This window comes from Streptomyces sp. NPDC058877 (genome assembly GCF_042742855.1).
GTDB lineage: Bacteria > Actinomycetota > Actinomycetes > Streptomycetales > Streptomycetaceae > Streptomyces.
The window spans coordinates 1-10,788 of sequence record NZ_JBHYMF010000217.1 but is presented as its reverse complement, the minus strand read 5'-3'; the positions used below and the strand labels follow the sequence as shown (position 1 = coordinate 10,788).

General features: G+C 66.6%; 9 protein-coding genes and 2 pseudogenes. 4 read left to right on the top strand and 7 right to left on the bottom strand.

The genetic code is table 11. The annotated features are described in order from the left end of the window. The first annotated feature begins 240 nt into the window (after positions 1-240). Positions 241-702 carry a hypothetical protein gene (locus tag ACFW2Y_RS31295; RefSeq protein WP_384885829.1) on the top strand — a complete coding sequence of 154 codons (462 nt, stop codon included), beginning with the start codon at positions 241-243 and terminating at the stop codon, positions 700-702. Between the two features lie 88 nt (positions 703-790). Here ACFW2Y_RS31295 and ACFW2Y_RS31290 read toward each other — a convergent pair whose 3' ends face one another. Next, positions 791-1,096, bottom strand: a complete 306-nt coding sequence (locus ACFW2Y_RS31290; RefSeq protein WP_384885828.1) for a transposase — start codon at positions 1,094-1,096, stop codon at positions 791-793. Positions 1,097-1,244: 148 nt separating this feature from the next. Then, positions 1,245-1,766: a hypothetical protein gene (locus ACFW2Y_RS31285; protein ID WP_384885826.1), complete on the bottom strand. Its 522-nt coding sequence runs from the start codon at positions 1,764-1,766 to the stop codon at positions 1,245-1,247. A 156-nt stretch (positions 1,767-1,922) separates the two neighbouring features. On the opposite strand from ACFW2Y_RS31285, the pseudogene ACFW2Y_RS31280 reads away from it, so the two are divergent. Together ACFW2Y_RS31280 and ACFW2Y_RS31275 are read left to right on the top strand one after the other, a co-directional pair. Continuing rightward, a pseudogene (locus ACFW2Y_RS31280) lies at positions 1,923-2,087 on the top strand (transposase); the annotation flags it as partial. A gap of 119 nt (positions 2,088-2,206) precedes the next feature. Beyond that, entirely contained in the window at positions 2,207-2,884 is a 678-nt protein-coding gene (locus ACFW2Y_RS31275; RefSeq protein WP_384885824.1) for an SMI1/KNR4 family protein, read from the top strand. A gap of 181 nt (positions 2,885-3,065) precedes the next feature. Here the strand turns inward: ACFW2Y_RS31275 and ACFW2Y_RS31270 are convergent, their stop codons facing one another. Continuing rightward, positions 3,066-3,857: a hypothetical protein gene (locus tag ACFW2Y_RS31270; RefSeq protein WP_384885822.1), complete on the bottom strand. Its 792-nt coding sequence runs from the start codon at positions 3,855-3,857 to the stop codon at positions 3,066-3,068. A gap of 285 nt (positions 3,858-4,142) precedes the next feature. Between ACFW2Y_RS31270 and ACFW2Y_RS31265 the strand changes: the two genes are divergently transcribed. Then, positions 4,143-4,970: a nucleoside-diphosphate kinase gene (locus tag ACFW2Y_RS31265; RefSeq protein WP_384885820.1), complete on the top strand. Its 828-nt coding sequence runs from the start codon at positions 4,143-4,145 to the stop codon at positions 4,968-4,970. Positions 4,971-5,017: 47 nt separating this feature from the next. On the opposite strand, the gene ACFW2Y_RS31260 is transcribed toward ACFW2Y_RS31265, so the two are convergent. The 4 genes and pseudogenes from ACFW2Y_RS31260 to ltrA all read right to left on the bottom strand — a co-directional run bounded on the left by ACFW2Y_RS31260 (position 5,018) and on the right by ltrA (position 10,124). Continuing rightward, positions 5,018-6,619, bottom strand: coding sequence for an ISL3 family transposase (locus ACFW2Y_RS31260; RefSeq protein ID WP_384885818.1), 1,602 nt, complete (start codon positions 6,617-6,619; stop codon positions 5,018-5,020). Between the two features lie 214 nt (positions 6,620-6,833). Continuing rightward, positions 6,834-7,742, bottom strand: a complete 909-nt coding sequence (locus tag ACFW2Y_RS31255) for a group II intron maturase-specific domain-containing protein (RefSeq protein WP_384885816.1) — start codon at positions 7,740-7,742, stop codon at positions 6,834-6,836. 494 nt (positions 7,743-8,236) lie between these two features. Next, positions 8,237-8,482 (bottom strand): annotated as a pseudogene (locus tag ACFW2Y_RS31250) (ATP-binding protein); the annotation flags it as partial. Positions 8,483-8,597: 115 nt separating this feature from the next. Continuing rightward, positions 8,598-10,124 carry a group II intron reverse transcriptase/maturase gene (gene ltrA / locus ACFW2Y_RS31245; protein WP_384885814.1) on the bottom strand — a complete coding sequence of 509 codons (1,527 nt, stop codon included), beginning with the start codon at positions 10,122-10,124 and terminating at the stop codon, positions 8,598-8,600. Between the last annotated feature and the right edge of the window lie 664 nt (positions 10,125-10,788).

Genomic DNA, 10,788 nt, shown 5'->3' with positions numbered 1-10,788 from the left:
GAGGCCCTGCCTTCATGCCCACAGCCGGCCACGATCACCCGATCGAGACTCCCGTTCGACGCCCACCCCTCAAGACCGGAACGACAACAGCTACTGAGGCTCCCCTGATATGGCTGCTGGGACTCCGTGCCCTGCCTGCGCTGATCCCCGAGCAGGGCTTGTTGTGAAAGTGCAGTTCGCCGCTGCGGTGCGGGCTTTGCACCGGTTCCAGGTGCCCCCTCCTGCCTCCCGAAGGAAACCTTGAACGCGTTCAATTGGCGTGTCAGGGTGTACCCGTCGTCGTTCGTCGATACCGGTGGCCCGACCGCGACGTCACGGGGAGGAATATCGGTGAGTGGTGTGGCGAAGATCGGGACGTTGATCGGGCGGGATGTCTACAGGTACCTGGTGGTCTTCTGTGGTGCGTGGGTCGCCTTCCTCGGCGCGCTCATGCTCCTGGAAGGGGGAGCCGTCGAGGAATACATTGACCTCCTTGTGGCTCTCTTCGCGATCGAGGGCCTTCCCTCACTGTCGCTGGTGGTCATCGCCCGCCTCCTGGCACGGAAGGGAGGCGTCGGGGTGTTCCCTGCGGCGTGTGGAACGCTACTGCTTCTCCCCGCGTTGTTCCCCCTTTTGATGGGAGCTTGGTCCGCGTCCCTTGTCCAGGTGGTTGTCCTGGGCGGCTTTTTGGTATGGAGCGCGTGGCGCGCGCGAAGCCTGTGAGGTTTCAGGCTCGGCACATCGCGACGGGCACGTCGGCGCCCGCGGGCGCCGAGGCTTGTTTAGCGCGGTTCCGTTGCGAGAGTGCTGGTCAAAGCCATTCGTTGATGACTGCGACCAGCACTGTTGCTTCGTAGCGGACGGCGAGCTTGTTGTACCGCGTGGCGACCGCGCGGTTCCTCTTGAGGCGGTTGATTCCGCACTCGACCGCATGACGCTCGCGGTAGTCGACCGGGTCGAAATGCGGCGGCCGGCCCCCGCGGGAGCCGAGTCTTCGACGGTTGCGTGCCTGGTCGGCCTTGTCCGGGATGGTGCAGCGGATCCCGCGACGGCGCAGGTAGGCGCGGTTCTTGCGGGAGGCGTACGCCTTGTCAGCCCGCACTGAGGTTTCCCGCATCTCGGGGGAACCTCAGGTCATCATGAACGGACCCAGCTACCGGCCGAACAAGCGGCCCCGGAACCCCACCGACAAGTGGTCCGTCCGACCGGGCTTGGCCGGCCTGATCAGGTTGACCAACCGCACTGATCAGGCCGGCTGGGTGGCTTCACTCATAGACGCGGGCCGTACCGAGCTGCCAGGCCACAGAGGCCCAGGTCACCGGTTCGATCGGTGGGACGCCCGGGAACGCTGGTGGCCTGCCGAGCATGACACCGAGCCACGACTCCCACGACTCCAGGAACTGGGCCATCGAGCCGCTCGCCCAGCCGCCGCCGTCACCGGCCCACAGTCCTCGGGCCAGCCGGTCTGCCGTCCAGGCGCGATTGCGGGCGAAGTCGGCGGCCAGGGCCAGCAGCAGGACTCGTAGCTCTCCAGGCGAAGCGACCAGCGGCTCGTCTCCAAGGGGCGCGGGCTCGGCGAGCCCGGCCGACGGCGCGTCCAGCGCACAGAGCAACTGGTCGGCCAGGCCTGGCCAGCCGGGCTCCGGAGCCTGTTCAGGAAGGGCGTCAGCCCAGCGGAGCAGGATGTCGTCGATCTCCGGCGCATCGGCCCCGAGGCCCTCGAAGCGCTGACTGAGGCACCGGAGCAGAGCGCGGAAGTCCTCGCCAGTCTCCACGTTGTTCGTCACCGCGCGAGAGTAGGGCTACAAGGTCCGGCCCGTCGACCGGATATCAGGGCGGTCAGGCGTCAACGTGGTGCACCTCCCGCCTGCGGCCCGAGGCGTCGAGCTGGTGGGAATCGTTTGGCGTTTGACCTGGGGAATTCGCTGACCGTCGACACGGTGCTGCGGACCGGCACGCGCAAGGTGCTCGCGATCGATCCGATGGCGGCCGCCCGCTACCGCGACCGGCACTCCGTCTCGCGCAAGAAGTCAGACCCCGGCGACGCCCTGATCCTGGCGAACGTCCTCCGCACCGACATGCACGCCCACCGGCCCCTGTCCGACGACTGCTGTCCGCGTACTTGTCGGAGTGCTCAGGCAGGTATGGATGAACGTGCTCAGCCCGACGTTCAGTAACACGGGGGCCTGGGGGATTCCGGGATGCCACGGAGTGCGACAATCTGGCCGTGCCTGAGGAGTTGTCGCGCTGGTATCGAGGGCGCCTGGTCGTGGGGCCGTTCAGGCCGTTCGAGAGCGGTGAAGTTGAAGGTCTCGAACGGGAGATCGGGCTGCCACTGCCGCGTTCCTACTGCTCGTTCCTGGAGGCGGCGGGCGGGCAGAGCCTCACGTACTCGGTTCGATTGCCGGCTTGTGACCCGGAGCCGTTCCAGAGTTTCGACGACCTCTATCAGCTCGGCCGTGACGACGATGGCGAATACGGCTGGGGCACCCTGCTGGGCGAGTACCGCCGCAGCCGTGAGGGGTGGCTCGCTCATGAGGTCTCACTGGCCGGGCTTCTGCCGATCGCCCGCAACGGCGGGAGCGACACCCTGTTCCTGGACCTGAACCCGGCTACCCATGGTCAGCTCCATGCCTTCGTTCATGGCATCCCTCACCCTGGATACCTGTCGAAGGGGCTCTTCACCAAGGTCGCTGACGACTTCGACGCCTACCTCGACAGCCTCGTCGTCGATCCGGACGCCGCTGAAGACACCTGGGCCGATGTCGTCGACACTGACTCCACCGACCCTTGGCGGCGGACCGTCGAGGAATGGCTGGACAAGGAATTGCCGGGCTGGCGTGCTGAGCTTGACCCTGAAGCTTCCATAGATCGTCAAGCTGTAGGAGACAAGCTGAGGCCCTGAAGTACCGACCGATCGCGCTTTGAGCTGTGTGGGGAGTCAGCTGGCTGTGACCTGCTGTTCGGCGCGTACAGATCGACCTTGGACTTCGGCAGCACCCCGGCCCCCTCGTCGTGCAGAGCACAGCCATCGTCCTGAAGCAATGATCCTGCTCCAGTAACCAAGCAGCCGCAGGCTTGGGAGATCAGCCGCGGTCGAGCCGCGGCAGCGACGCACAGAGGTGCTCGGGCAATTCCGGCAGGACTTTGTGGATCCCGGCGCACCCCGCATCGCCGTTCGTGGCGACCGGCCGCCAGCCCGAGGATTCGGCCCGGTAGAACCAGCGCTGGGAGACACCAGAGGAGGAGCATCCGTCGCCCGCATCACCGCACACCGGCCCCATCCGGGTCGACAGGTCCAGCACCAGCCATGTGTCGTCGCAGCCGCGTTCCTCCCAGCTCGTGTGCTTGGGGATGTCCGTGTCGTTGACCGCCTGCCGGTACGAGGACGAGGTGCAACGCGGCGGCGTGGGGTCGCAGCCGTTCTCACCGCACTGGCGTAGGGCGGGTGGCGTGGCACCGACGGGGGTGTACACGTTCATGCTGTTCACCATGACCCTGCGGGAGCCCAGGGGCTCGCCCAGCTTCACCGTCGCTTTGACCCGCCGCGTGCCGGTGCAGCCGGAGTCCCGGTCCTGGGAACGGGTCTCGTACGTGACCTTCACGTATACCGTGCCGTGCTCGACGGTGTCGAGCTCACCGCGCAGGCTGCGGACGCAGTCGCGTGCCCCGTCGGGGACTTCGGCATCGACCACCAGAGACCGGCCGCCGTCCGCGGTACGGACACCGTCGACGCGAATTGGAGCGGCGAGCGTCCAGGCGGCGGCCGTGGCCGCGCCTGTCGCCTCCTCATCGGTCTCGGCGGTCTTGGAACCGCAGCCAGCGAGGACCACCAGGGCCGCGCCGAGCACGACCACCCGTATCCCCCACTGCCACATGCCATGCCCCCATCCGCCGAAGAACCGCAGCCTAGCGTGCCCCAGGTGTCCCCCACCGTCCCGGACTACCTGCAGGGCAGATCCAAGCCGAGTACGTCGTCCAGGGCGTGGAAGATGCTGCATCGGTGACCCGCCGTGACGGCTACCCAAGATCTGTGCCAGATCCAACTCGGGTTCTGGCTCAACTTCCGTGAAATGGCGACGCGGAGTGACGAATTTGGCTTGGCCTGGGCTCCAGGTACAGTCGGAGCGCCCCGTGAGATCGTGCTCGCACAGGAGCCCTCCTTGCTCGACCCGGACCGTTTCGCCCTTCTCATAGTCAAGCCAGACGGGGTGGCCCAGCATCTCACTCGGCTCATCTCCCTCTGGACACGCGACCGGGGCTACAAGCTGCGCGGGTTCCGAGAGCTGTTCCTGAGCCCGGAGCACCAGCTCATCCTCAACGCGGACACCCACACCGGAGACCAAATCGATCGGCACCTGAGCGCAGTGTTTTACTGCTTGGGGCCGGTGCATGCCTTGCTCTTGGAGCGGGAGGGCAGCCGGGCCTCGGGCGAAAGGTCAGCTGCAGCCGAGCTCGCGGGCCGATTCATGGGGGATGCCCTTCCCCACCGGGCCCGACCGGGCACTCTGCGCGGCGATTTCGGAGCCCTGAACCCCGTCTTCAACCTGGTTCACGCGACCAACAGCACCGACAACCTCGACCGAGACGCCTGGGCCCTCTTTGACCGCCCTCTCGTTGAACTCCTGGGACCGAGCGGTGCCAGACCGGATGGAATAGCCCAGACTCCGCACCTGCTGAGCCCGTTCAAGCTGTGGAGCGTTGTGGCGGATGTCCTGACCGCCTGGCTGGGACCGAAGGTGGTACGGCCCATCGACTGGCCTGCCGACTTCCACGGCCCGTCCCACCCGGCGGTCGGCGCCGCCTTGATGGCCTGCGCCCGCGCCGCACAGCGAGCCGGAGGCGAGGATGGCGAAGTGCTGACGGGAGTGCTGGACGGGAACACTTCCTACGTGCAGTTCGCTCGCCAGGTTCCGATGGTGGACACATGGCACGGATACCTCGCATACACGACGCTGCGTCACTTGACGCTGTGCGCCGACACCCCGTGAGCCGTGATCGCTGCTGGCCTCGGTGTTCGCGGAACGGCGACGCTCAGTCACGCTAATAGGACGCGCTTGCGAAGGAGTTGGAAGCCTGCGCGGCCGAACATCTGGCGCTTGAGCATCTTGATCCGGTTGACATGGCCTTCGACGACGCCGGAGTTCCAGGGGAGGGTGAGTCCTGCGATGACGGCGTTCCGGTCGCGGTCGATGCCGGCGGCGAGGGTGTGGAGGCTGGGCAGGTCGTCCCGGCGGACGGCGTCGAGCCATTCCGGCAGCCGCTCGCCCTGGCGCTCGGTGAGCATGACGGCGAAGGAGCGGACGTGCCGGGTGAGGGCGTCGAGCTCGGGGCAGTGGGCCAGGACGGTCTTGAGCTGGAGTTGCTCGGCCTCGGACAGTGCTGCGGGCCGTCGGAGGATCCAGCCCGCGACGGTGCGGGGCGATGGTGGCTGCGCGGTCACGGGCCGGGGAGAGGTCCGCTTTCGCCGTAGGTAGGCGCCGACGCGCTGGTAACTGCCCTTGTAGCCGAGCGGGACGATCTCCTCCCAGAGCTTCCAGGCGTTGGTGCAGCCCTCGTTCCAGCGGTTGTCGAGGTAGGGCTTGTACTCGTCGAGGATGGACGGGCGGTTCTGCCACTGGCCCCGGAAGAGCTCCTCCGGGGTCGCGGCGTCGGCGAGGGCTTTGACCGTGCGCCAGGTCATGCCGAGCTGCCGCTGGACGGCGCGTCTGCTGTGCCCCGCGGCCAGCAGGGCGTGCACTTCGGCGTGCCGAGCCCGGGTGCGGTCGGCGAACCGGTGGTCCGTCGGCCAAGGCTGGTCCACATTCTCCTCGCGGCCTGCCGGCTCGACGATGCCGTCTCGACCGGGCAACGGAATTGCGGCGCGCAGGCACTGTCGGTGGCCGGCGACAGCCCGCTCGGCCGCTTCGCTGAGGTTGTGCCACAAGTGCCAGCGGTCCGCGACCTGCACCGCCTGCGGCGCGCCCTCGGTGGCGCCTTCGGCGAAGAACGGCGCGCGGTCGCGGCAGACGACCTCGACGCCCGGTCGTTCGGCCAGCCAGGCCGCCAGGCTCGACGCCTCCCGGTCGGGCAGCAGGTCCACCGGCCGGCGGGTCTCGGCGTCGACCAGCACCGTCCCGTAGGTGCGACCCTTGCGCGTCGCGTACTCGTCGACTCCCACCACCCGCGGGGCCGGCGGCTGCGGATCGGGAAGCTCTCCGACCAGCCGCAGCACCGTGCTCCGGCTCACCGACACCCCAAACACGGCGGCCATCCGGGCACCGGCCCGCCCGGCCAGCGCCAGGCCGACCGAGGCGAGGGTCGCCCGTAACTGCTCGGTCCAACGGCCGTGGCGGCGGGTCAGACCTTTGATCTGCTCGACGAAGGTCCGCCGCCCACACGACGGGTCGCCGCACACGAAGCGCCGCACCCGCAGGCTCAGTCGGACCCGTCTCCCTCCGACCGGACTGTCTACGGGAAACCGCAGGTAGGAGCTGTGGACCCGGGTCGACCATCCACCGCAGCCCGGGCAGCTGTGCCCCACCGCCGAGGACTTGACCCTCACGTTCACCGACTCGATGTCCGCGTCGACCGACAGCACGGTGACGCCTGCGACCGACGGAAACAGCAGCCCCTCCAGCTTGGGCACCAACTCATCCACGGTCCCGCACTGTCGGCCACCGCGGCCCGGCTACTGGCGAATTCCAGGCAACTTCCCAACGCCGACCGCCCCGCGACGCCGTCACTCACCGTGCACAGATCGCTGAGTAGGCCCGGAGCGCGGTGCCGGGATTGCTCCCGGTCCGTTTCTCCGGACCTCTCGCCGAACCCGCCGTGCGCCTCTCAGCGCAACGGGCTCTCCACGGTCTCTGCCGTCAGACGGGGTTCGCAGGGTGCCATGGGTTGGAGATCGTGCTGGCCCGGTATCGGTAACGGCTGACCGTGACCGATGCGATGCGGAACAGCTCAACCCCGTCCGCCGCGATGGGTCGCCACCGCCCGGTGGGGGTGGTGAACCGGCGGCGGACGTCGCCCCAACTCCATCGGTGACGCTCCCGCAGCATGCGGATAAGACGCCACCACACGAAGGCGTCGAGCCTGTCGAAGACATGCTTGGCGACTGCGTGCTTGAAGTAGTTGGCCCAACCGCGCATGATCTGAGTGAGTCTCTTCAGCACGGTGGCAAGATCCTGCTGCGATGTCCTGCCTGTCAGAGCACGGACCTTCGCCTTCAGCGACCGGATGGGCCGGTCGGCGATGAAGGTGTAGACGTGCCACTTGGTCGTGCCTCTTTTGCGTTTCCACTGGATGCGGAAGCCAAGGAAGTCGAACCCGTCACTCATGTGCGCGATCCGGGTCTTGGCCTGCGACAGACGCAGACCGAGAGGTTCGAGCACGTCAGCGACTTCTTCGCGCAGTGCCGCGGTGTCGGCCGCGGTGCCGTGCACCAGGACGACGAAGTCATCCGCGTAGCGGACGACCCGCCACGTGGGTTGACCTTTGCGGCGCCGGTAGGCGCGTTTACCTTCGGTGGCCATCGTCCCGCCTGGTTCCCACGGCCCGTGCAGGTGCTCGTCGAGCGCCGACAAGGCGATGTTCGCCAGCAGTGGGGACAGGATGCCGCCTTGCGGGGTGCCGGTCAGTGTTTCCTTGTTCTCGCCGAGTTCCGTAATGGCTGCGTAGGTGAAAACGAAAAACGGATGTCGGCCAGTGCTGGCAACGCTTCTGGCCTGAGATGCCTGGAGATGTCGGCCAGAACTAGGAACGGCTGGGGGTTCAGACACCTATTCGACGCATCCACCAGGGGAGGTCTTGGGGTGCGAAGGGGTTGTTGAGCGTGCGGTGAAGCACGCGTTCGTCTGCGGGACCGATCACTGCGCTCAGCTCGCGTCGTGCCTTCGAGCTCAGAGCATGGAGGGTGAGCTCCAGCAGCGTGCGGACGTGATACTCGCCGTTGCGGAGGTCTGTGTCATCGCGTTCGTAGAACGGCTCGTGGTCTGCGCGTGACCGGCGGACAGACGTGTTCCAGCGGTGGAACGAGTGCGCGACTTCGCCTGCGGGGAGGCCGTGGCCCCGTTCGAAGTCGGCGATCTGCCTGTTCGCCGAGGCGGACAATCCGCGGATCACGGGTGCCCGCCGATGTTGCGCTCGGCGTTGCGGGAGCTGCGTCCTGATCTCGCCCGGTGACCGGCGAGGCATGAACACTTCCAGTGGGAAGACGTCGGGTGGGCCGACCCTAGAACTCGTTCGCGGCAGAGATCAAGTCCTCGGGGGCGGTTCAGCTGACCTGCTGTTCAGCGCGCGCACGGGTGGTTGCCAGCCGGTAGGAGTCGGTGCCGGTCTCGATGATGTTGCCGCCGAAGGTGAGGCGGTCGACGATGGCCGCGCAGAGGCGGGGATCGGTGAACGTCTTTGTCCAGCCAGAGAAGGACTCGTTCGAAGCGATCGCCACGCTGTTCTTCTCCTCCCGCTCGGTCAAAACCTGGAAGAGGAGTTCGGCGCCGCGGCGGTCGAGTTCCATGTGTTGGGTCGGGGACGAGACGCCGTGCACTGTTTCCAGTGCCGGTTTTCCCGTCCCCGCCCGCCGAACCGGACGTGCCCGTTGGCCGAGCATCCGGCTCTCCACGTGATCCGCTGGATCAGGCGAGGTATTCGCTGACCTGGCCGACGAAGGCCACATCGTCGTGGTTCGTCCGGCGGAAGCGTGCTCCGTCGGGATCGACCTCGTCGATGTTGTAAGGCGTGCTGATCTGCGCTCCACGAAACGTGTATCGCTGGACCCGCATCTTCGCCGGGTTGTAGAGGACGATCCCGCCCTCGGTGATGCGGTCTGCCCCGTAGTAGCGGCGCCGCAGCTGTTTCCAGGTCAGGTGGGGGTGCTTGTAGCGAATCCAGAGAAGCAGCCTCCACCACGCGTACCAGCCGAGGTAGGAGAACGTTCTCTTCGATGCGCCGTAGCGGAAATAGGCCGCCCAGCCCCGAAGGACCGGATTGACCGACCGCAGCACCTCCTCCAACGAGAGCGACGTGGTACTTCGCCCCGTCAGTTTCTTGATCTTGTGCATCACCGATGCCAAGGCGGGCTTGGACGGAATGGTGAGCACGACGCGACGGCCGTCGCCGAAGGGCCTTCGCTGGATGTGGAAGCCCAGGAAGACGAAGCCGTCATCGATGTGGGTGATGTGGGTCTTTTCAACCGAGAGGGTCATCTTCAGCCTGCGGGCCAGCAGTTCACCGATCTCCGCCTTGAGCGTTTCGGCCTCGGACTTGGTGCCGTGCACCAGCACGACGAAGTCGTCGGCGTATCGCACCAGACGGTAGTTCGGCAGCCCCTTGCGCCGCCGGGCTTGCCGTTGCCAGCCGGGACTCATCTCGGTGTTCCAGATCCGCGAGAAATGCCGGTCCAGGACAGAGAGATAGACGTTGGCCAGCAGCGGAGAGGCGACTCCTCCTTGCGGAGTGCCCGTGAGGGTCTCCGCGAATCCACCGTGCAGCTCGACAACCCCGGCCCGCAGAAACGCGCTGACCAGCCGCAGGACCTTGCGGTCCTTGATGCGCTCGGCCACCAGGTCCATCAGGACGTGATGGTCGACGTTGTCGAAGCAAGCCTTGATGTCGCCCTCGATGACCCAGTCGTAGGTCGACGGCTTGCGGGTGAAGCGGTGGATTTCGGCGATGGCATCCTGAGCCCGACGCCCAGGCCGATACCCGTAACTGGACGGGTAGAAATCGGCCTCGAAAATCGGCTCCAGGACCAGCTTGAGGGCCATCTGCGCGACGCGGTCCCGCAGTGTCGGGATACCCAAGTAACGGACCTTGCCGTTCTTCTTGGGAATCACCGCCTGCTTGACCGGCAGCGCAGTGAAAGACCCGCCCTTGAGCGAGGAGCGAAGCTCCTCCAGGAACGGAATCACTCCATGACGTTCCTCGATGTGGTAGCGGGTCACCGCGTCCACACCTGCTGTCCTGGCACCCCGGTTGCCAGACACCCGCCCCCAGGCCACCACCAAAGTAGCCCGGTCGCAGATCAAGTTGAATACATCATCGAACCGGCGATCCGGCTCGTTCCTTGCCCATCGGTGCAGCTTGATCTGATGATCGAGTACCCGTCGCTCGGCCGTCATACTGCCCGGCCACATTGTCGACGGCGCGTCGTTATTCAACAACGTTCCTCCCCGACAGCAGTCCTGCTGCCATCACGCTGTCGCCCTTCCCCATGTGACCGGCTTTCCCGGTCTCCGAGTACTACGGCGACTCCGCCACGATCTGGCGTCATCAGCGGGCATTGCGCCTGCCCGCCGTCCGGCCGGCTGCCGGACGGGAAGGGCGATGCCAGATCGCTTCCCACGTTCACTGAGGATCTCTGCGACGGCTTCGGTGCCCAGCTATACCCCGGCAGCATCGCCACGGACCGCACATCGCAGTCTTGGTCCGGGCCTCCCGAAACCCATGGGATAAAGGCGGCGGGAGAGGAGAGGCCATCGGATAGAGCACTCTCCAGCACTGCATAGCGGCCCATCCACCAGGTTCGGCAGGCCGCTGACGACTCACGGGACGTCAACCACTGGTTCAGTTTCCTTGCACCCATTCCGTCTTCGCTTGCGGGCACGAACCGTCTGGTGGTGTCGGTCCGCCCCTACGTTGTCGAAGCTGCTTTCCGGCCTCACCCCCAACCCGGGGCTCAGCCTGCCTCCAGCTTCAACCGGTCCCTGCGAGGACCGGCGGCGGGCCTCTCGGGCCTTGTCCCCGGAGGGTGGACACCTGTTCGTGTCGTTATGCGGCAAGTATCAGGGTAGCTGACTGTTGTTCGTAAGTGATCGGTGCCTGCTG

What these genes read in the sequence shown, in the direction of transcription:
- ACFW2Y_RS31270 (WP_384885822.1), bottom strand. Translation starts at nt 3,857, where the DNA reads ATGTGGCAGTGGGGGATACGGGTGGTCGTGCTCGGCGCGGCCCTGGTG.
- ACFW2Y_RS31290 (WP_384885828.1), bottom strand. Translation starts at nt 1,096, where the DNA reads ATGCGGGAAACCTCAGTGCGGGCTGACAAGGCGTACGCCTCCCGCAAG.